Origin of the sequence: Rhizobacter koreensis, assembly GCF_013366375.1 — a bacterium.
In the GTDB taxonomy this organism is placed as follows: domain Bacteria; phylum Pseudomonadota; class Gammaproteobacteria; order Burkholderiales; family Burkholderiaceae_C; genus Schlegelella_A; species Schlegelella_A koreensis.
In genome coordinates, this window is record NZ_JABWMJ010000004.1 from 191,825 (window position 1) to 211,161 (window position 19,337).

The 19,337-nt window shown below is 69.0% G+C and carries 19 protein-coding genes; 13 read left to right on the top strand and 6 right to left on the bottom strand.

Annotated features, from left to right (window positions below):
• The first annotated feature begins 100 nt into the window (after positions 1-100).
• The 5 genes from HQN59_RS10250 (at position 101) to mscL (ending at position 3,903) form a co-directional block, all read left to right on the top strand.
• Positions 101-955, top strand: coding sequence for a FadR/GntR family transcriptional regulator (locus HQN59_RS10250; RefSeq protein ID WP_176068845.1), 855 nt, complete (start codon positions 101-103; stop codon positions 953-955).
• Between the two features lie 152 nt (positions 956-1,107).
• Positions 1,108-1,635, top strand: a complete 528-nt coding sequence (gene parS / locus HQN59_RS10255) for a type II RES/Xre toxin-antitoxin system antitoxin (protein WP_246294830.1) — start codon at positions 1,108-1,110, stop codon at positions 1,633-1,635.
• Positions 1,632-2,111 (top strand): RES family NAD+ phosphorylase, encoded by a 480-nt coding sequence (locus HQN59_RS10260; RefSeq protein ID WP_176068847.1) that lies wholly within the window; start codon positions 1,632-1,634, stop codon positions 2,109-2,111. Before parS ends, HQN59_RS10260 begins: the two co-directional genes overlap by 4 nt.
• 207 nt (positions 2,112-2,318) lie before the next feature.
• Complete coding sequence (locus HQN59_RS10265; protein WP_176068848.1) at positions 2,319-3,320, top strand: Bug family tripartite tricarboxylate transporter substrate binding protein; 1,002 nt, start codon at positions 2,319-2,321, stop codon at positions 3,318-3,320.
• Positions 3,321-3,492: 172 nt separating this feature from the next.
• Positions 3,493-3,903 carry a large conductance mechanosensitive channel protein MscL gene (mscL, locus tag HQN59_RS10270; protein ID WP_176068850.1) on the top strand — a complete coding sequence of 137 codons (411 nt, stop codon included), beginning with the start codon at positions 3,493-3,495 and terminating at the stop codon, positions 3,901-3,903.
• 73 nt (positions 3,904-3,976) lie between these two features.
• On the opposite strand, the gene HQN59_RS10275 is transcribed toward mscL, so the two are convergent.
• Positions 3,977-6,322 (bottom strand): sodium-translocating pyrophosphatase, encoded by a 2,346-nt coding sequence (locus HQN59_RS10275; RefSeq protein WP_176069210.1) that lies wholly within the window; start codon positions 6,320-6,322, stop codon positions 3,977-3,979.
• A 285-nt stretch (positions 6,323-6,607) separates the two neighbouring features.
• Here HQN59_RS10275 and ppa point away from each other — a divergent pair, with 285 nt between their 5' ends.
• The gene (ppa, locus tag HQN59_RS10280) at positions 6,608-7,177 is read left to right on the top strand and encodes an inorganic diphosphatase (protein ID WP_176068852.1); all 570 of its coding nucleotides are present in this window, start codon (positions 6,608-6,610) and stop codon (positions 7,175-7,177) included.
• 57 nt (positions 7,178-7,234) lie between these two features.
• Here the strand turns inward: ppa and HQN59_RS10285 are convergent, their stop codons facing one another.
• The gene (locus HQN59_RS10285; protein ID WP_176068854.1) at positions 7,235-8,440 is read right to left on the bottom strand and encodes a GNAT family N-acetyltransferase; all 1,206 of its coding nucleotides are present in this window, start codon (positions 8,438-8,440) and stop codon (positions 7,235-7,237) included.
• 143 nt (positions 8,441-8,583) lie between these two features.
• Here HQN59_RS10285 and HQN59_RS10290 point away from each other — a divergent pair, with 143 nt between their 5' ends.
• Entirely contained in the window at positions 8,584-8,922 is a 339-nt protein-coding gene (locus tag HQN59_RS10290) for a P-II family nitrogen regulator (RefSeq protein WP_176068856.1), read from the top strand.
• A gap of 79 nt (positions 8,923-9,001) precedes the next feature.
• Here the strand turns inward: HQN59_RS10290 and HQN59_RS10295 are convergent, their stop codons facing one another.
• Genes HQN59_RS10295 through HQN59_RS10310 form a run of 4 tightly spaced genes read right to left on the bottom strand, consistent with a single transcriptional unit; the run spans position 9,002 to position 11,440 of the window.
• Positions 9,002-9,553, bottom strand: coding sequence for an RDD family protein (locus HQN59_RS10295; RefSeq protein WP_176068858.1), 552 nt, complete (start codon positions 9,551-9,553; stop codon positions 9,002-9,004).
• Complete coding sequence (locus HQN59_RS10300; RefSeq protein ID WP_176068860.1) at positions 9,550-10,431, bottom strand: DUF3106 domain-containing protein; 882 nt, start codon at positions 10,429-10,431, stop codon at positions 9,550-9,552. Before HQN59_RS10300 ends, HQN59_RS10295 begins: the two co-directional genes overlap by 4 nt.
• Positions 10,428-10,877, bottom strand: a complete 450-nt coding sequence (locus HQN59_RS10305; RefSeq protein WP_246294831.1) for a DUF3619 family protein — start codon at positions 10,875-10,877, stop codon at positions 10,428-10,430. Before HQN59_RS10305 ends, HQN59_RS10300 begins: the two co-directional genes overlap by 4 nt.
• Positions 10,874-11,440: an RNA polymerase sigma factor gene (locus tag HQN59_RS10310; protein ID WP_176069212.1), complete on the bottom strand. Its 567-nt coding sequence runs from the start codon at positions 11,438-11,440 to the stop codon at positions 10,874-10,876. Before HQN59_RS10310 ends, HQN59_RS10305 begins: the two co-directional genes overlap by 4 nt.
• Positions 11,441-11,672: 232 nt before the next feature.
• Here HQN59_RS10310 and HQN59_RS10315 point away from each other — a divergent pair, with 232 nt between their 5' ends.
• The 6 genes from HQN59_RS10315 to pbpG all read left to right on the top strand — a co-directional run bounded on the left by HQN59_RS10315 (position 11,673) and on the right by pbpG (position 19,263).
• The gene (locus HQN59_RS10315) at positions 11,673-13,445 is read left to right on the top strand and encodes an acetolactate synthase 3 catalytic subunit (protein ID WP_176068862.1); all 1,773 of its coding nucleotides are present in this window, start codon (positions 11,673-11,675) and stop codon (positions 13,443-13,445) included.
• 125 nt (positions 13,446-13,570) lie between these two features.
• Positions 13,571-14,062 carry an acetolactate synthase small subunit gene (gene ilvN / locus HQN59_RS10320; RefSeq protein ID WP_176068864.1) on the top strand — a complete coding sequence of 164 codons (492 nt, stop codon included), beginning with the start codon at positions 13,571-13,573 and terminating at the stop codon, positions 14,060-14,062.
• A 41-nt stretch (positions 14,063-14,103) separates the two neighbouring features.
• Positions 14,104-15,120 carry a ketol-acid reductoisomerase gene (gene ilvC / locus HQN59_RS10325; RefSeq protein ID WP_176068866.1) on the top strand — a complete coding sequence of 339 codons (1,017 nt, stop codon included), beginning with the start codon at positions 14,104-14,106 and terminating at the stop codon, positions 15,118-15,120.
• Between the two features lie 22 nt (positions 15,121-15,142).
• Positions 15,143-15,991 (top strand): CDP-diacylglycerol--serine O-phosphatidyltransferase, encoded by an 849-nt coding sequence (gene pssA / locus HQN59_RS10330; protein WP_176068868.1) that lies wholly within the window; start codon positions 15,143-15,145, stop codon positions 15,989-15,991.
• A gap of 502 nt (positions 15,992-16,493) precedes the next feature.
• Positions 16,494-18,035: a 2-isopropylmalate synthase gene (locus HQN59_RS10335; protein ID WP_176068870.1), complete on the top strand. Its 1,542-nt coding sequence runs from the start codon at positions 16,494-16,496 to the stop codon at positions 18,033-18,035.
• Between the two features lie 124 nt (positions 18,036-18,159).
• On the top strand, positions 18,160-19,263 hold the full coding sequence (gene pbpG, locus HQN59_RS10340; protein WP_342451169.1) for a D-alanyl-D-alanine endopeptidase: 1,104 nt from the start codon (positions 18,160-18,162) through the stop codon (positions 19,261-19,263).
• Positions 19,264-19,337: the final 74 nt, after the last annotated feature.

Here is a 19,337-nt window from a genome sequence, read left to right on the forward strand (position 1 = left end):
CAACCAATGATGAAAAGACGCGTATAACGTCTCCTGCAGCTCGGTGCGACGGCACGCCGTGGCACCGCGCCGAACGGTCGGACCGAACGAGGGAGCATCGATGCCGAACACCAGGACTGCGAGCGCGCCGACGGCGCCCGCCGCGGCCACGCCGACATCGGCGTCGCCAACGCTGGCGCGCGACGCGAGCGCCGGCGCGCCGTCTTTCGTTCCGGTGCGCAAGCGCCGCGCGTTCGAGGCGGTCTGCGACCAGATACGGCGTCAGATCGCCGACGGTTCGCTGCAGGCCGGGCATCGTCTGCCGGGCGAGCGCGAGCTCGCCGAGCAGTTCGACATCAGCCGCAGCGGCGTGCGCGAGGCGCTGCGCAGCCTCGAGCTCGCCGGTCTCGTGGAGGCCCGCACCGGCGTCAACGGCGGCTTCTTCATCCGGACCGGCCAGCCCGACGGCGTCACGCAGGCGGTGCGCGACATGGTCGCGCTCGGGCAGATGCCGACCGCCAGCGTCACCGAGGCGCGCATCGAGCTGACCTGCGTCGCGCTGCGGCTGGCGTGCGAGCGCGCAACCGCCGCCGAGCTCGACGCAATCGAGGCCGACATCGCGTTCCACGCCGAACGCTTTCGCCACGGCCAGGGCTCGCGCAACGTGCGTTCGGTGGGCGAGTTCTATCGGCTGCTCGCGCGCGCGACCCACAACGAGGTGATCGTCATGCTCGTCGACGCGCTCTCGGAGATCGTGCGCACCCTGCTGGCGCGGGTCGATCCCACGCCGCGCGAGGACATGATCGCGGTGCGCCGCAAGGTGCTGCAGCACCTGCGCGAGCGCGACGCCGAGGCGGCGTGCGCGGCGATGACGCAGCACCTGAGGAACCTCGACACCTACCTCGAGGAGCAGAGTCGCGAGCGCGCCACGCGGGGCGCACCGGCCAAGCGCGCGCTCCGGGCGACGGCGGGGTAGCGCGGCGGCGGGGTAGCGCGGCGGCGGGAGCGCTCGAGTGCTGCGGGGTCGGCATCCCGGCGCCGCGCGCGAGGCGTCGGTACGCACGGTCGCCACGCTTGCTGTTTCTCGTCAAATGATCGACAATGAACGCTCATCTGATTGGAGCGCGAATGGCCAAGAGCACGATGTCGATCACCGGTTATGGCGGGTCGGGGGCGCCGCGCGTGCCGCGCGAGGCACCCGCTGCCAAGGCGGCGGCGCCGGTGGCTGCCACCGATTACCTCGGCGTCTACCAGGCCGGGCCCATGGAGCGCATCCGCCTCGTCAAGAGCGGCGTGCCCGCGAGCGCGCTCGACGCGATGGCGCGCAGCATGGCGGTATCCAAGGAAAAGCTGGTCGGCACGCTCGGCTTGCCGCGCGCGACGGTCGACCGCAAGTCGCGCGAGAACAAGGCGCTCTCCCCCGACGAAGGCTCGCGCGTGCTCGGAATGTCGCGCCTCGTCGGCCAGGTGCAGGCGATGGTGCAGGAGTCGGGCCGGCCCGAAGGCTTCGACGCCGCGACGTGGGTGGCGCGCTGGCTCGAGCGGCCGCTGCCGGCGCTCGGGGGCCAGCGCCCCGCCGAGCTGATGGACACGCCCGAGGGTCAGGCGCTGGTGGCCGACCTCGTCGCGCGCATGCAGAGCGCGGCCTACGCTTGACGGTTGCACTCTGGCGCATCGCGACCGACGCGCCCGACTACGAAGCCCACGATCTTGGCGGCCGCGGCGCCGAGAAGACCGGCGGGCGCTGGAACCGCAAGGGCCGGCCGGTCGTCTACAGCGCCTCGAGCATCGCGCTGGCGTGCCTCGAGACCATCGTCCACCTCAATGCCGACGGACTGCCGCTCAACCGCTTCCTGGTGCGCATCGAGGTGCCCGACGAGGTCTGGGCGCGGCGCGAGGTCCGCACCGCCGCCGACCTGCCGGTCGGCTGGAGCGCGATTCCCGAGGGCAAGGTTTCGCTCGACACCGGCGACGCCTGGCTGCAGTCGGGAGCCAGCGCCCTGCTCCTGGTGCCGTCGGTGATCGTGCCGGAGGAGTTCAACGCGCTCGTCAACCCGGCGCATCGCGACGCCGCGCGGCTTGTCGCGCGCAAGGAGCGGCCGTGGTTCTACGACCAGCGGCTCGTGCCGTGAGCGTTCGACCAAGCGCGCACCGCGGCTGAACGCCCCCGCCGCACAGGCTCGTCGACCGCGTGCGCGTGCGGCGTGAGCCCGGCTCTCGCGCAGCGCCTCGCGCATGAGCTTTCCTCACAGAGGCGACTTCTAGAATTTCCCGGCACGAATCCCGAAGCCACCTCGGCCGGTCGCGATGCAGCCGTACGGCTCAACCCTGGAGACGCCATGAAGTCGAACCTCTTCGCCCGTCATCGTCGTTCGCTGGTCGGTGCGCTGGTCGCCACGCTGGGTGCCGGTCTCGCCGTACCCGCCGCCGCGCAGGCCAACTGGCCGAGCCGCCCGATCAAGCTGATGGTGCCGTACGCGGCCGGCGGCTCGACCGACATCCTGTCGCGCCTGCTCGCCGAGCGGCTGACCGAGAAGCTGGGTCAGCAGGTGCTGGTCGAGAACCGCGGCGGTGCCGGCGGCAGCGTCGGCGCCACCGCGTTCGTGAAGAGCGCCGCCGACGACCATTCGTTCATGATGGTCACGCAGTCGCAGATCTCGATCAATCAGTTCCTGTTCAAGGACAAGCTGGGCTACGACCCGGTCGCCGATTTGCAGCCGGTCGGGCTGGTCGCGCAGACCACCAACGCCATCGTCGCGTCGTCGAGCCTGCCGGTGACCACCTTCAAGGGTCTCATCGACTATGCCAAGGCGAACCCCGGGAAGGTGGCGTACTCGAGCGCGGGCGTCGGCAGCACCGGCCACCTGCTCAACGAGCTGATGAAGACGACGCTCGGCATCGACATCGTGCACGTCCCGTACAAGGGCAACGGCCCGGCGATGCAGGCGGTGGTGGCGGGCGAGGTGCAGTTCAACACCGACAACATGCCGCAGCTGCTGCAGCAGATCAAGGGCGGCAAGGTCAAGCCGCTTGCAGTGACGACCGACAAGCGCTGGTTCCAGCTGCCCGACGTGCCGACCGTGGTCGAGCTCGGCTATCCGAAGCTGGTCACGGTGGTGTGGTTCGGCCTCGTCGCGCAGAAGTCGATGCCGCGCGAGACGCTGCTGCGCATGAACAAGGCGGTCAACGAGATCCTCGCCCAGCCGCAGTTCAATGCACTGCTGCGCGAGAACAGCCTCGAGGCGACGCCCGGAACGCCCGAGCAGATGAGCAAGCTCGCGGCCACCGAGCGCGTGCGCTGGAAGGCCGTGGTCGAGGCGTCGGGCGCGACCACCGAATGACGCTGGGCGTTGCGGCGCGCGCAGACCGCCGCTGACCGTTCGAACGCCGCAAGGGCCGGTACCGCGAGGTGCCGGCCCTTCGTGTCTGAACGAGGCCGTGGGTGGCGACGCGCCCGGGTGACCGTATGCTTTCGGCACCGCGCCGGTCCGGCGTGCCACAAGGAGTCAGCCGATGAGCTTCGTGTCCGAATTCAGGGACTTTGCGATCAAGGGCAACGTGATCGACCTCGCGGTGGGCGTGATCATCGGCGCCGCGTTCGGACGCATCGTCGACTCGCTGGTCGGCGACGTGATCATGCCGGTGATCGGCCGCATCATCGGCGGGCTGGACTTCTCCAACTACTACCTGCCGCTGGCCGGACAGCCGTTCGGATTACCGCTCGCGGAGGCCAAGAAGGGCGGGGCGGTGCTGGCCTACGGCAGCTTCATCACGGCCGGCGTGAGCTTCCTGATCCTCGCGTTCATCATCTTCATGATGGTCCAGCAGATCAACCGGCTCAAGCGAAAGGCGCCGGCTCCCACGCCCGAGGTCGCCGAGGAGGTCAAGCTGCTGCGCGAGATCCGCGACTCGCTCAGGCGTTGAACCTCCGCTAGAGGCGGCGCCAGAACCAAAAACGCCGTGCTGAGCACGGCGTTCTCGTCGGAAGAGCCGACGCTCAGCGTGACGCCGCCGAGGCCGGGGCAGCTGCCGCGCCGGCGTCGCTGGCAGCGCCCACGGTGCCGCTCATCGCGCCGGCGGTGCTCGCAGCGTTGCCGGTGCTCACCGCCGCGCCGCTCGACACGCCCGCGCCGCTCGCCGCGTCGCTCGCCGGCGTGGCCGAGGTGATGGCCGGTGCCATCGACGCGACCGGCGCCGTCGCGGGCACCGGAGCCGTCGCCGGTGCGCTCTGCACCGCCGACGCCGGGGCGCCGTGCGGGGCTGCCGCACTGCCGCTGCCCGCCATCGGCAGCAGCGGAACGATCAGCAGCGCGACGATGTTGATGATCTTGATCAGCGGGTTGACGGCGGGGCCGGCGGTGTCCTTGTAAGGATCGCCGACGGTGTCGCCGGTGACGGCCGCCTTGTGGGCCTCGCTGCCCTTGCCGCCGTGGTGGCCGTCCTCGATGTACTTCTTGGCGTTGTCCCAGGCGCCCCCGCCGGTGCACATCGAGATCGCGACGAAGAGGCCGGTCACGATGGTGCCCATCAGCAGGCCGCCGAGAGCGGCCGGGCCGAGCAGCAGGCCGACGAGGATCGGCGCGATCACCGGCAGCAGGGACGGTACGACCATTTCCTTGATCGCCGCGGTGGTCAGCATGTCGACCGCACGGCCGTATTCGGGCTTGCCGGTGCCTTCCATGATGCCCTTGATGTCGCGGAACTGGCGCCGCACCTCGACCACCACGGCGCCCGCCGCGCGGCCGACCGCTTCCATCGCCATCGCGCCAAACAGGTAGGGGATCAGGCCACCGATGAAGAGGCCGATGATCACGCGCGGGTCGCTGAGGTCGAACGAGATGTTCATGCCGCGACCGGCCAGCGAGTGCGTGTAGTCGGCGAACAGTACGAGCGCGGCGAGGCCCGCCGAGCCGATCGCGTAGCCCTTGGTCACCGCCTTGGTGGTGTTGCCGACCGCGTCGAGCGGGTCGGTGATGTCGCGCACCGCCGACGGCAGTTCCGCCATCTCGGCGATGCCGCCGGCGTTGTCGGTGATCGGGCCGTAGGCGTCGAGCGCGACCACGATCCCGGCCATGCTCAGCATGGCGGTCGCCGCGACGGCGATGCCGTAGAGGCCGGCGAGCCAGTACGAGATCATGATCGCGGCGCAGACGAAGAGCACCGGCCACGCCGTCGAGCGCATCGAGACGCCGAGGCCGGCGATGATGTTGGTGCCGTGGCCGGTGGTCGACGCCTGCGCGATGTGCTGCACCGGCTTGTACTGCGTGCCGGTGTAGTACTCGGTGATCCAGACCAGCAGCGCGGTGAGCGCGAGCCCGACGACGCAGGCGCCGAACAGCGACATCGCCGAGACCGTGCCGCCGTCGGCTAGCGTGGTCGCCTGCGGGAACATCGCGCGGGTGACGAAGTAGAACGCGATCAGCGACAGGATGCCCGCGACCGCCAGACCCTTGTAGAGCGCCGGCATCACGTTCTTCATGCCGGGTGCGGCCTTCACGAACGCGCAGCCGATGATCGAGGCGATGATCGACACCGCGCCGAGCAGCAACGGGTAGATCACGGCATTGGCGCCGGCGCCGGTGACCATCAGTGCGCCGAGCGACATGGTCGCGATGATGGTGACGGCGTAGGTCTCGAACAGGTCGGCGGCCATGCCGGCGCAGTCGCCGACGTTGTCGCCGACGTTGTCGGCGATCACCGCCGGGTTGCGCGGGTCGTCTTCGGGAATGCCCGCCTCGACCTTGCCGACGAGGTCGGCGCCGACGTCGGCGCCCTTGGTGAAGATGCCGCCGCCGAGCCGCGCGAAGATGGAGATCAGCGAGGCGCCGAACGCGAAGCCGAGCAGCGGCTTGAGGGTCGCGGCGAGGTCGGTGGAGCGGCCCGCGTCACCGGCGGTCAGATACATGTAGAAGCCGGCGACCCCGAGCAGGCCGAGGCCCACCACCAGCATGCCGGTGATCGCGCCGCCCTTGAAGGCGACCGCGAGCGCCGGCCCGATGCCGTTGGTGGCCGCCTGCGCCGTGCGCACGTTCGCGCGCACCGAGACGTTCATGCCGATGAAGCCGCAGGCACCGGAGAGGATCGCGCCGAGCACGAAGCCGACCGCGCTCAGCTTGTCGAGGAACACGAAGATGAGGACCGCGAGCACCACGCCGACCAGCGCGATCGTCTTGTACTGCCGGGCCAGATAGGCCGCGGCGCCTTGCTGGATCGCCGAGGCGATTTCCTGCATGCGCGGGTTGCCGGCGTTCTGGCTGAGGATCCAGTTGCGCTGAAAGAAGCCGTAGAGGACTGCGGCGAGTCCGCAGGCCAGCGAGACATAGAGCGCCGTCGTGGGAGAGATCAAGTTGGTTCCTTCCTCGTGTGTCGTGTTCTGCTGGGAACGTCCGAGGAACGGCGCCGCGCGACCGTGAGGTCTTGCCGGCGACGTACCGAACCGCCTGAATGTAAAGGAACAACCCTGCTGCCAACATCGCTTTGAACCCCGAGGGTCGGACCGGGTCTCGCGCGACGCGGCGTCGGCGCCACACCCTGGGATTCGTGCCGATGGCGCCCGCCGCAGCTTGGCGGCACGGACCGGCCACAGGCCCCCGCATAAAATGCGCGACCTTCTTCAACGGCGATACCGATGAGCTTCCACCACGTGACCCCCGGCGCGCGCGCGCCCGACGAATTTAACGTCATCATCGAGATCCCGATGAACGCCGACCCGATCAAGTACGAGGTCGACAAGGAGAGCGGGGTGATGTTCGTCGACCGCTTCATGAGCACGGCAATGCACTACCCCTGCAACTACGGCTACGTGCCGCGGACGCTGTCGGACGACGGCGACCCGGTCGACGTGCTCGTGATCACGCCGTTCCCGCTCGGCGCCGGCGTCGTCGTGACGTGCCGCCCGATCGGCGTGCTGAAGATGACCGACGAGGCCGGCGGCGACGCCAAGCTGCTCGCGGTGCCGATCGACAAGATCCTGCCGATCTACAAGCACTGGCAGAAGCCTGAAGACATGAACGAGCTGCGCCTGCAGCAGATCCAGCACTTCTTCGAGCACTACAAGGACCTCGAGCCCAACAAGTGGGTCAAGGTGGTGGGCTGGGAAGGCCCCGACGCGGCACGCGAGGAAGTCCGCAACTCGATCGCCGCCTATGAACGGGCGCGGCACGAAAGGGCCAGTCCGCCGGTCGATCGGCGCCTCTGAAGCGTTGGTGCGGAGAGCTGGCTGGAGGCGTGATCGGCGCGCCCCGGCGCTCGCTTCTCAGCTGCTCGTCTCGGCCCTGAACGGTCGGCGCTCGTTCAGCTCGTCCAGATAGTCGTCGATGCCGGCGCCCTCGCGCGCCAGGTAGTTGCCGATCGCGTCGGCGAACTGCGGGTGCGCCAGCCAGTGCGCCGACCAGGTCTCGACCGGCAGCAGGCCGCGCGCCATCTTGTGTTCGCCCTGCGCGCCGCCTTCGAAGCGCTCGAAGCCGTTGGCGATGCACCAGGCGAGCGGACGGTAGTAGCACGCCTCGAAGTGCAGGCAGTTCACCGGCGCGAGGGTGCCCCAGTAGCGTCCGAACGCGGTCTTGCGCACCGGGTCGATGACGACCAGCGAGGCAGCGATCGCCTCGCCGTCGCGGCGCGCGATGAACATCAGCCAGTTCTCGGGCAGCGCCGCCGCGGCGCGCGCGAAGAAGTCGCGCGTCAGGTACGGGGCCGAGTGGTGCGCGCGGTAGGTGAGGGTGTAGCAGCGATAGAAGAAGTCCCAGTCGGCCGGCGTGATCGCGCTGCCCTGCCGCTGCTCGAACTCGATGCCCGCGTCGGCGACGCGGCGCCGCTCCTGCTGGATCTTCTTGCGCTTGTCGCGCTGCAGGTGCGCAAGGAATTCGGCGAAGTCGGCGTACGGCTCGGGCGAACGGTTGTGCCAGTGGAACTGCACCGTGCGCCGCATCAGCCAGCCCCGTTCGCGCAGCACCGCCTGGTCGGCAGCGTCGACGAACAGCAGGTGCGCCGACGAGAGCTCGTTGCCGGCGGCCAGCTGCTCGAGCGCAAGCACGAGCGCGCGCCGCACGGCGTCGTCCGCAGCCAGCAGGCGCGGCCCCGGCACCGGCGTGAACGGCACCGCGCCCAGCAGCTTGGGGTAGTACGTCAGCCCATGGCGCCGGTACGCGTCGGCCCAGGCCCAATCGAACACGTATTCGCCGTACGAGTGGCCCTTCAGGTAGACCGGGCAGGCGCCGACCAGCCGGCCGGCGCGCCGCACCAGCAGGTAGTGCGGCGCCCAGCCGGTGTCCTCGATCGCGCTGCGCGAGCGGTCGAGCGCGAGCAGGTAGGCGTGGCGCACGAACGGGTTGGCCGACGGCTGGCGCTCGACGAGCGCGTCCCATTCGGCGGCATCGATGGCGGTCAGATCGTCCTCGACCTCGACCGTGACGCCTTCGTCGGCGCTCGCCGCTGCCGGGCGCCGCTGGCTGGCGTTCTTCATGGAGATGGCAGGCGAAAAGCGCCGATCTTAGGGAGCGCGTGGTCGGCGTGCATGCGACGGCCAGGCAGTCCCTTCACCGCTCGCGGCCGAGGCGCGCACCCTTGCCCTAAACTAGCCCGCCCCGCGACTTCCGAGCCCTCGGCATGAAACAGATCACCGCCATCGTCAAGCCGTTCAAGCTCGAAGAAGTGCGTGAAGCGCTGGCCGCCAACGGCGTCACCGGCCTCACGGTCACCGAGGTGAAGGGCTTCGGGCGCCAGAAGGGGCATACCGAGCTCTACCGAGGCGCGGAATACGTGGTGGACTTCCTGCCCAAGGTCAAGATCGACCTCGTCGTGAAGGACGACGACGCCGACCGCTGCATCGACGCGATCGTCAAGGCGGCCAAGACCGGCAAGATCGGCGACGGCAAGATCTTCGTCACGCCGGTCGAGACGGTGGTGCGGATCCGCACCGGCGAGACCGACGAAGACGCGGTCTGATCGCGACGGCGCAGGCTGGCCCGCCCCGCAGGCCGACGTCGTCGGCTCGCAAATGCGACAGGCACCGTGGTGGTGGGCCCTAGTCGAAGAGGCGCCGCTTCGGCGGCGGCGGCAGCTCGACGAGGCGCGTCCCGCACACCACGTCGTGCCAGAACTGGTGCTCGCGCTGCAGCAGCGTGAGAAGGGCGTACAGGACGATGCCGGCGCCGACGGCGGCCAGGCTCTGCCATGGCGGCAGGCGGTTCACCTGCGCGTAAAGCGTTCCCGGCAGGAACCACATGCAGGCCGCGAGGTAGCGCATCAGCGCCCGGGCCTGACTGAGGCGCTTGCCGTCGGCGGTGACGACCTCGATGCGCCAGGTCTGCATCGCGAGCGTCTGGCCCCGGCGCGACCAGAACCAGGTGAAGTAGACACCGTAGAAGACGAAGGCGTAGACGCGCAGCGCCGCGTCGCTCTGCAACGGGTGCTGGTGCTCGGTCTGCGCGACGAACCATGCTCCGACCGCGCCCGGGATGAGGCCGATGCCGAACAGCAGCATCGCTTCGTAGACGAAGCACGCCATGCGGCGTGCCAGCCCCGGGGTCGGCCCGAACGCCGGCGGCGCGCCGGCCACCACGCTGTCGGCGCTCATCGAGCCGGTTCCGGCGGCGCGGCGGGCGCTGCCGGGCTGCCGATCGCAGCGGCCTGAGGGCCGCGCTTGGGCAGCAGCGTCGAGCGGTCGACGAACTCGGGGGTGGCGGCGATCTTGGGCATGCCGGTCTGTTGATGCGGCGGCGGCGACGGCCGCCGGGAGATCAGGGTCGTGGTGGCACCCGGTCCCGCGCGCACGACGGTCGGCGCGATCGTCTTCGGCTGTGCCGACAGCGACGGGTTCGGTACGACGTTCGACTTCGCCTGCGAGCTTTCGAGCACCGGGTGCAGTGCGTTCGGCGCGGCTGCCTCTGCAGCCGGCGCCGATGCCGCGCGCGCGGCGAGGCGCCGCTTCTGCTCGGGCGGCAGCGCCTGGTAGTCGAGCCAGCGCTGGCGCCGCTCGTCGGCGGCGACACGGTTGGCTTCCTGGAAGCGCATGCGGGCGTGTCCGCGTTCGGCTGGCGTGAGCTTGGCCCACTCGGCCATGCGTTCCTGGATGCGCGTCTGCTCGGCAAGGGGCAGGGTATGGAAACGCTCGGCCATGACGAGCCATTTCTGCTTGCGCTCGGGCTCGATCGACGGCCAGTCGCGCTCGAGCGGAGCCAGCACCTGACGCTGCGTCGGCGTCAGCGCCGACCAGCGCACGCCGCGCTCGGCGCTCGCCGCGCGTCGGCCGGCCCCGTCGTTGCCGCGCGGGGTCGCGCTCGTCGCCGCGGCGGCGGACGCGACGCTCGCCGCGTTGGCAGGTGCGCCCGGCGCCGCTGCCGTCGCGAACGGCGATGCGATGAGGGCAAGCACGAGCAGGGCACCACCGCCGCCGAGGATTTCGCGCGCCACCCCGAGCAGCGCGCGGCCGGGCAGTCCGGCTCGCGTGTTCATGGACCGGGCGCGCTCTTGAGGTATTCGACGAAACCCGCGTCGCGGTAGGCGTTGATCGGCAGGTCGTCGCCGAGGAGGGCGGCGTCGAGCTCGGCGGCCACCTTGATCTGCGCGCGCGACTGGCCGTGCTGGATGAGCACCAGGCCGCCGACGAGCGCGACCAGCGGCGCCACCGACGCGAGGCGCAACCACCAGCTCGGACCGCCGGCGCGGATGCCGGCGCCGGCCGCGCTGACGCCGACCAGGACGCCAGCGGCTTGCTCCTGAGTCTGGCGAGCGGTGCGCGCGCGCTCGAGCGCCTGTTCTCGCGCGAAACGCAGCCGCTCGGCAATGTCGCCGTCGATCTCGTCGCTGCGCTCGGTCAGGTGGGCGGTGATCCGCTTGGCCAGGCGCAGTTCGAGGGCGTCGCGGACGGCGGGGCGGGTCAGGGGGTGTTGGGGGTTCATCGAGAGATTCCCTTCGCCTTGAGGGCTCTGGCCAGCGCATGGACCGCCCGCGAGCAGTGCGTCTTGACACTCCCTTCCGAGCAGCCCATGGCGGCAGCGGTTTCAGCGACGTCGAGTTCCTCCCAGTAACGCAGCAGGAAAGCCTCGCGTTGACGGCCCGGGAGCTGTGCGACCTCGGTCTCGATGGTTTGCAGGATCTGTGCCCGCGACACCGAATCGGCCGCGCTTTCGGTCGCCGGCGAGCTGCCGAGCGCCTCGAGCGTCTCCAGTATGTCGAACTCGCCATCGTCGCCGGCGCGCTCGAACTCGGAGAAGTTCGTGAGCGTGGAGTTCCGCACCTTCTGACGACGGAAGTAATCCATCGTCGCGTTCGAGAGGATGCGCTGGAACAGCAGCGGCAGCTCGGCGGGCGGACGATCGTGATAGCTGCTCGCCAGCCGGATCATCGACTCCTGGACGATGTCGAGGGCGGCATCGTCGTCACGGACCGCGTACGAGGCGCGCTTGAAGGCACGCTTCTCGACGCTCTTCAGGAAGTCGGAAAGTTCTTTGTCGGATGCCAAGGTCGGCCGGGCGGAGTCGGCGCGATTATCCACGCCGGCCGAATGCGGCCCGCCAGCAACGGATCCGACCTGGCGCGGGTGCGATAATGTGCGGTTGCACAACAGAACTGCCGAGACCGCCGCGCCCGATCCGAGGCGCCGATGTCCGGCCCCGCAGCTACCGTACCCGCCTCACGAGGGCGGGCAAGGTGCACCGATGGTTTTTCGTCAGAGAAATTCACAGAGGTCCGACATGGAAACTTTCGCTCCCGAAGCCAAGGTGGCGCTCGCCGCCATTCCCCCCACCCCTCCCGCCGATCCGAACGGATCCGAGATCCTGGTCCGCAGCCTGCAGGCCGAAGGCGTCAAGTACCTCTGGGGCTACCCCGGCGGCGCCGTCCTCTACATCTACGACGCGCTTTACAAGCAGCAGTCGATCCAGCACGTGCTGGTCCGCCACGAGCAAGCGGCGGTCCATGCGGCCGACGGCTACGCACGAGCGACCGGCGAGGTCGGCGTCGCGCTCGTCACCTCCGGACCGGGCGTCACCAACGCGGTCACGGGCATCGCGACCGCGTACATGGACTCGATCCCGATGGTGATCGTGACCGGGCAGGTGCCGACGCCGGCGATCGGGCTCGATGCGTTTCAGGAGTGCGACACCGTCGGCATCACGCGCCCGATCGTCAAGCACAACTTCCTCGTCAAGGACGTGCGCGAGCTCGCCTCGACGATCAAGAAGGCGTTCCACATCGCGCGTACTGGCCGCCCGGGTCCGGTGGTGGTCGACGTGCCGAAGGACGTGTCCATGGCGACCGCGCCGTTCCACTACCCGGCGTCGATCGACATGCGCTCGTACAACCCGGTGCGCAAGGGCCACGGCGGGCAGATCAGGAAGGCCGTGCAGCTGCTGCTCGGCGCCAAGCGCCCGTACATCTACACCGGCGGCGGCGTGATCCTGGGCAACGCGTCGGCCGAGCTGCGCGCGCTCGTCGACCTGCTCGGCGCGCCGTGCACCAACACGCTGATGGGTCTGGGCGCCTTCCCGGCGAGCGACCCCAAGTTCCTGGGCATGCTCGGCATGCACGGCACCTACGAAGCGAACATGACGATGCAGAACTGCGACGTCCTGCTCGCCGTCGGTGCGCGCTTCGACGATCGCGTGATCGGCAACCCCAAGCACTTCGCATCGGTCGACCGCAAGATCATCCACATCGACATCGACCCGTCGTCGATCTCGAAGCGGGTGCGCGTCGACGTGCCGATCGTCGGCGACGTGAAGGAGGTGCTGGTCGAGCTCGCCGCGCAGCTGCGCGAGGCCTCGTCGCGGCCCGACGCCGCCGTGCTGCGCCAGTGGTGGAACCAGATCGACACGTGGCGCGGCCGCGAGTGCCTGAAGTACGCCGGCAGCAACGAGGTCATCAAGCCGCAGTACGTGATCGAGACGCTGCGCAACCTCACGCGCGACCGCGACACCTACGTCACCTCGGACGTCGGGCAGCACCAGATGTGGGCGGCCCAGTACTACCCGTTCGAGGAGCCGCGGCGCTGGATCAACTCGGGCGGCCTCGGCACCATGGGCGTCGGCCTGCCGTACGCCATGGGGATCAAGCTCGCCAAGCCGGATTCGGACGTCTTCTGCATCACCGGCGAAGGCTCGATCCAGATGTGCATCCAGGAGCTCTCGACCTGCCGCCAGTACAACACGGCGGTCAAGGTGATCTCGCTCAACAACGGCTACCTGGGCATGGTGCGCCAGTGGCAGCAGATCGACTACGGCAGCCGCTACTCGCACAGCTACATGGACGCGCTGCCCGACTTCGTGAAGCTCGCCGAGGCTTACGGGCATGTCGGGCTGGTGGTCGCGCGGCCGTCCGACGTCGAGCCGGCGCTGCGCGAGGCGATCCGGCTCAAGGATCGCACCGTGTTCCTCGACGTGCGCACCGATCCCGCCGAGAACGTCTGGCCGATGGTGCAGGCCGGCAAGGGCATCACCGAGATGCTGCTGGGGTCGGAAGACCTCTGACCCCGGCACCGGGTCGCGTGTCGACCCGGACCTGAGCGCCGCCGGGCGCGCCTGCGGGCGTGCCCCGCGCGCCGCCCCATCCATCGAGCACGTCGCCAGGCGGCGTGCCAGCCAGAGGTTCGAACATGAAACACATCATCGCGTTGCTGCTGGAGAACGAGCCGGGCGCGCTGTCGCGCGTGGTCGCGCTGTTCTCGGCGCGCGGCTACAACATCGAGACGCTGACGGTCGCGCCGACCGAGGACGCGTCGCTGTCGCGCATGACGATCGTGACCACCGGGTCCGACGAGGTGATCGAGCAGATCACCAAGCATCTCAACCGCCTGATCGAGGTCGTCAAGGTCGTCGACCTGACCGAAGGCGCCTACACCGAGCGCGAGCTCATGCTGATCAAGGTGCGCGCCGTCGGCAAGGAGCGCGAGGAGATGAAGCGGATGGCGGAGATCTTCCGCGGCCGCATCATCGACGTCACCGACAAGAGCTACACCATCGAGCTGACCGGTGACACCGGCAAGCTCGACGCCTTCCTCGAGGCGATCGACCGCAGCGTCATCCTCGAGACGGTGCGCACCGGCACCAGCGGCATCGGCCGCGGCGAACGCATCCTGCGCCTCTGACGAGAGCGGCACCCCATCCCAACGACACGAAGGAGAACTGCATGAAGGTTTACTACGACAAAGACGCCGACCTCAGCCTCGTCAAGGGCAAGAACGTCACCATCATCGGCTACGGCTCGCAGGGCCACGCGCACGCCCAGAACCTGTCGGACAGCGGCGTCAACGTGACCGTCGGTCTGCGCCGCAGCGGCGCGTCGTGGGGCAAGGCCGAGCAGGCCAAGCTCAAGGTCGCCGAAGTCGCCGACGCGGTGCGCCAGGCCGACATCGTGATGATGCTGCTGCCTGACGAGCAGATCGCCGAGGTGTATCGCACCGAAGTCGAGCCGAACATCAAGCAGGGCGCCTCGCTCGCCTTCGCGCACGGCTTCAACGTGCACTACGGTCAGGTCGTGCCGCGCAAGGACCTCGACGTCTGGATGGTCGCGCCCAAGGCGCCGGGTCACACCGTGCGTTCGACCTACACGCAAGGCGGCGGCGTGCCGCACCTGATCGCGGTGCACGCCGACCGATCCGGCAAGGCGCGCGACCTCGCGCTCAGCTACGCGGCCGCCAACGGCGGCGGCAAGGCCGGCGTCATCGAGACCAACTTCCGCGAAGAGACCGAAACCGACCTGTTCGGCGAGCAGGCGGTGCTGTGCGGCGGCACGGTCGAGCTGATCAAGGCGGGCTTCGATACGCTGGTCGAGGCGGGCTACGCGCCCGAGATGGCGTACTTCGAGTGCCTGCACGAGCTCAAGCTGATCGTCGACCTCATCTACGAGGGCGGCATCGCCAACATGAACTACTCGATCTCGAACAACGCCGAGTACGGCGAGTACGTGACCGGCCCCAAGATCGTCACCGACGACACCCGTGCGGCGATGAAGAAGGCGCTGACCGACATCCAGACCGGCGAGTACGCCAAGAGCTTCATCATCGAGAACCGCGCCGGCGCGCCGACGCTGATGTCGCGCCGCCGCATCACGGCCGAGCACCCGATCGAGGTGGTCGGCGAGCAGCTGCGCGCGATGATGCCGTGGATCCGCAAGAACCGTCTGGTCGATCAGTCGAAGAACTGACGTCTCCGGCAGCCCTGACGCGATGACCCACGACGGCGACTCGACGCTCGACGACGACCCGGCGGTCGCCGCCGATGCGCTCGAGCCGCCGCCGCGGCGTCGTCGCAAGGGCATCTACATCCTGCCGAACCTGTTCACGGTCGCCGCGTTGTTCGGCGGCTTCTACGCCGTCGTGATGGCGATGAACGGGCGCTTCGAGCAGGCCGCGTGGGGCGTGTTCGGCGCGATGGTGCTCGACAGCCTGGACGGGCGCGTCGCGCGCCTGACCAACACGCAGAGCACGTTCGGCGAGCAGATGGACAGCCTTTCCGACATGGTTTCGTTCGGGGCTGCGCCGGCGCTGATCGCCTACGAGTGGTCGCTCAAGGGCCTCGGCAAGGCCGGCTGGATCGCCGCGTTCGTCTACTGCGCGTGCGCCGCGCTGCGCCTCGCGCGCTTCAACACCAACGTCAACGTCGTCGACAAGCGCTTCTTCCAAGGTCTGCCGAGCCCGGCCGCGGCGGCACTGGTCATGGGCTTCATCTGGTTGATGGACAACGAGGGCTTCGCACCGCGTGCCGAGGGCCCGTGGCTCGGCTGGCTGACGTTCGCATTCACGCTGTACGCGGGCCTGACGATGGTGACCAACGTGCCGTTCTACAGCTTCAAGGACCTCAGCCTGAAGCGCTCGGTGCCGTTCGTCGTGATCGTCCTCATCGCGCTCGGCATCGCGGTGATCAACCTCCACGTGCCGGGCGCGCTGTTCGGCCTCTTCATGCTCTACGGCCTCTCGGGCTACGCGATGTACGTGCGGCGCCGCGTCAAGGGCAAGCCGGTCAGCGTGATCGCGATCTCGACCGACGAGCCCGACGAGCAGGGGCTGCACCGCTAGAGCTCCCCGCGGGCGACGAGGGCTCGGGCGCGGTCCTCGCGGCTACACCGGTCATGACTTCAAGGGCGTGCCGCGCGTCGGCGACTCGCGGTTCGGAGGCGGCACTCCGCCGGCAACCTGCGGCGCGCGGGCCGGGCGCTCGAGCCCAGGGACGTCGGCGGTTCCCATAATCAGGGACGTGCCGATCCCTCGGGTCGACAGCGCCCTCGGGCGGGTGGAAGGGGGCCGATTGCAGCCGCGAGCGTGCGCGGCGGCGAACGCTGGGAGCGCCCACGATCGTCTGCGGGGCCCGTCGCGTCGGGCCCGCGCAGCCCTCGAACGACTTGGCAGTTCGACGAAGACTCGTGCTATATTGGCCCGATGACGCGCCTGCGGCTTTCCGCGATTCTCCTTCTTCTTCCGAGCATCAGGGTTCGCTGAACGACCGCGTCCAACCGTCTCGTACACCGGCCCGCTTGCAAACCGCAGCGGGCCGTTTTGTTTTTCAACCCGGGGTTCCGCCATGGCCGACCAGCTGATCATCTTCGACACCACCCTGCGCGACGGCGAGCAATCGCCTGGCGCCTCGATGACGCGCGACGAGAAGCTTCGCATCGCGCGCCAGCTCGAGCGGCTCAAGGTCGACGTCATCGAAGCCGGCTTCGCGGCGTCGTCGAACGGCGACTTCGAGGCGGTGCGAGCGATTGCCCAGGCGGTGAAGAACAGCACCGTGTGTTCGCTGGCACGCGCCAACGACCGCGACATCTCGCGGGCCGCCGAGGCGCTCCAGGGCGGCGCGCGCACCCGCATCCACATCTTCCTGGCGACGAGTGCGCTCCACATGGAGAAGAAACTGCGCATGACGCCCGAGCAGGTGTACGAGCAGGCGCGCCTGTCGGTGCGGTTCGCTCGCAACCTGGCGGGCGACATCGAGTTCTCGCCGGAAGACGGCTATCGATCCGACCCCGACTTCCTGTGCCGCGTGCTCGAGGCCGTGATCACCGAAGGCGCGACCACGATCAACGTACCCGACACGGTCGGCTACGCGATCCCGGAGCTGTACGGCGAGTTCATCGCCAACCTGCGGCGCCGCATCCCGAACTCCGACAAGGCGGTCTGGTCGGTGCACTGCCACAACGACCTCGGCATGGCGGTCGCGAATTCGCTCGCCGGCGTCAAGATCGGCGGCGCGCGCCAGGTCGAGTGCACGATCAACGGGCTCGGCGAGCGCGCGGGCAACACCTCGCTGGAGGAGATCGTGATGGCGGTCAAGACCCGCAAGGATTATTTCGGGCTCGACGTCGGCGTCGACACCGCGCAGATCGTCCCGGCGTCGCGCCTGGTGTCGCAGACCACCGGCTTCGTGGTGCAGCCGAACAAGGCGGTGGTCGGCGCCAACGCGTTCGCGCACGCCTCGGGCATCCACCAGGACGGCGTGCTGAAGGCGCGCGACACCTACGAGATCATGCGCGCCGAGGACGTGGGCTGGAGCGCCAACAAGATCGTGCTCGGCAAGCTGTCGGGGCGTAACGCGTTCAAGCAGCGCCTGAACGAACTCGGCATCGAGCTCGAGTCCGAAGCCGAGGTGAACCAGGCATTCGCCCGCTTCAAGGAGCTCGCCGACCGCAAGAGCGACATCTTCGACGAGGACATCCTCGCGCTGGTGATGGAGGGCGCGGCCGAGACCGAGGACGAGCACTACCGCCTGCTCGCTCTCTCGCAGCATTCGAAGACCGGCCAGCGTCCGCACGCCCAGGTCGCCTTCAGCGCCGGCGACACCACGTTCGAGGTCGAGAGCGCCGGCAACGGCCCGGTCGACGCGAGCCTGCGCGCGATCGAGTCGAAGGTGCAAAGCGGCGCCGAAATGCTGCTCTATTCGGTCAATGCCATCACGTCGGGCAGCACAGAATCGCAAGGCGAGGTGACGGTGCGGCTGCAACGCGGCGGGCGCGTCGTCAACGGCGTGGGCGCCGACCCGGACATCGTGGTCGCGTCGGCCAAGGCGTACCTCTCGGCGTTGAACAAGCTGCACAGCAAGACCGAGCGCGTCGCGGCGCAGGGCTAGCAAGCCGGCCGGTGCCAACAAGTGCCGGCCCGCCGGCACTTTAGAAACGCCTTGCAAGTTTTTGATCTTGCGCGTTTTTCTCGATCAAAATAGGATTTGCACCAAACTTCCTGAAGGATCGCCCGTGAGAACGCGTAATTGGCTTGCAACCGGTTTGGTGGTGTGCGGAGCGGTGCTCGCCCTGGTGCACCCTGAGGCGGATGCCGGGCAGCGTTCGCAAGCCAAGCGCAAGCCCGCGGGCGTGACGGCCAGGAGCACCACCGCGCGACCGCTGGTCGTGCTGCGCAACACGGACCGCGGCGTCACCGCCAGGGTTGCCGGCAGCGCGAAATCACGGCAGGTGGTCGTCGTGCATTCGCAGCAGCGCGGCGTCAGCCGCAAGCTCGTCGCGGCCGTTCAGAGCGAGCCCGCGCGGCAGTCGTTCGGCCAGATTTACGGCCTGCACGACCGGACCGACTCGCTCGACCTCAAGTCGAGCGTCGCCCTGGTGCTCGACCAGGACACCAACGAGGTGCTGTTCAGCAAGAATTCGGAGGCCGTGCTGCCGATCGCGTCGCTCACCAAGCTGATGACGGCGCTCATCGTCACCGAAGCGCATCAGCCGCTGACCGAGATGCTCGTCGTCACCGAGGACGACGTGGATACCCTCAAGAACAGCCGCTCGCGGCTCGCCGTCGGCACCCAGCTCTCGCGCGAGGAAATGCTTCACCTGGCGCTGATGTCGTCCGAGAACCGCGCCGCCAATCTGCTCGGCCGCAACTATCCGGGCGGGCTGCCGGCGTTCGTCGCCGCCATGAACCGCAAGGCGCGTGAGCTCGGCATGCGCGACACCTTCTTCGTCGAGCCGACGGGCCTCTCGAGCCGGAACCAGTCGAGCGCGCGCGACCTGGCGCTGCTCGTCAAGGCAGCACACCAGCACCCGATCATCCGCCAGCTCTCGACGTCGCCCGAGTACGCCGTGGAGGTTGCCAACCACCCGGTCCAGTTCCGCAACACCAACGGGCTCGTGCGCAGCCCCGAGTGGAATATCGGGCTGCAGAAGACCGGCTACATCTCGGAGGCGGGCCGTTGTCTCGTCATGCAGGCCAAGCTCGCGGGGCGCCAGCTGATCATGGTGTTCCTCGACTCGGCCGGCCGCTACTCGCGCATCGGTGACGCCGAGCGGGTGCGCCGCTGGGTCACCGAGTCGCTGCCGACCACGGTCGCCTCGCACAAGCCGGCCGGCTGACCGTCGCAGCCGGCTGCGGCCGGCGAACGTCCGGCCTCCGCCGTCAGGGTGGTCGCGTCCGGGGGTCTGAGCCG

Bases quoted from the DNA above. Each gene is read 5' to 3' on its own strand.
- ilvC (WP_176068866.1), top strand. From the start codon at position 14,104: ATGAAGGTTTACTACGACAAAGACGCCGACCTCAGCCTCGTCAAGGGC.
- pssA (WP_176068868.1), top strand. From the start codon at position 15,143: ATGACCCACGACGGCGACTCGACGCTCGACGACGACCCGGCGGTCGCC.
- HQN59_RS10290 (WP_176068856.1), top strand. From the start codon at position 8,584: ATGAAACAGATCACCGCCATCGTCAAGCCGTTCAAGCTCGAAGAAGTG.
- parS (WP_246294830.1), top strand. From the start codon at position 1,108: ATGGCCAAGAGCACGATGTCGATCACCGGTTATGGCGGGTCGGGGGCG.
- HQN59_RS10300 (WP_176068860.1), bottom strand. From the start codon at position 10,431: ATGAACACGCGAGCCGGACTGCCCGGCCGCGCGCTGCTCGGGGTGGCG.
- HQN59_RS10250 (WP_176068845.1), top strand. From the start codon at position 101: ATGCCGAACACCAGGACTGCGAGCGCGCCGACGGCGCCCGCCGCGGCC.
- HQN59_RS10335 (WP_176068870.1), top strand. From the start codon at position 16,494: ATGGCCGACCAGCTGATCATCTTCGACACCACCCTGCGCGACGGCGAG.
- HQN59_RS10285 (WP_176068854.1), bottom strand. From the start codon at position 8,440: ATGAAGAACGCCAGCCAGCGGCGCCCGGCAGCGGCGAGCGCCGACGAA.
- HQN59_RS10305 (WP_246294831.1), bottom strand. From the start codon at position 10,877: ATGAACCCCCAACACCCCCTGACCCGCCCCGCCGTCCGCGACGCCCTC.
- HQN59_RS10265 (WP_176068848.1), top strand. From the start codon at position 2,319: ATGAAGTCGAACCTCTTCGCCCGTCATCGTCGTTCGCTGGTCGGTGCG.
- ilvN (WP_176068864.1), top strand. From the start codon at position 13,571: ATGAAACACATCATCGCGTTGCTGCTGGAGAACGAGCCGGGCGCGCTG.
- HQN59_RS10295 (WP_176068858.1), bottom strand. From the start codon at position 9,553: ATGAGCGCCGACAGCGTGGTGGCCGGCGCGCCGCCGGCGTTCGGGCCG.
- mscL (WP_176068850.1), top strand. From the start codon at position 3,493: ATGAGCTTCGTGTCCGAATTCAGGGACTTTGCGATCAAGGGCAACGTG.
- ppa (WP_176068852.1), top strand. From the start codon at position 6,608: ATGAGCTTCCACCACGTGACCCCCGGCGCGCGCGCGCCCGACGAATTT.
- HQN59_RS10315 (WP_176068862.1), top strand. From the start codon at position 11,673: ATGGAAACTTTCGCTCCCGAAGCCAAGGTGGCGCTCGCCGCCATTCCC.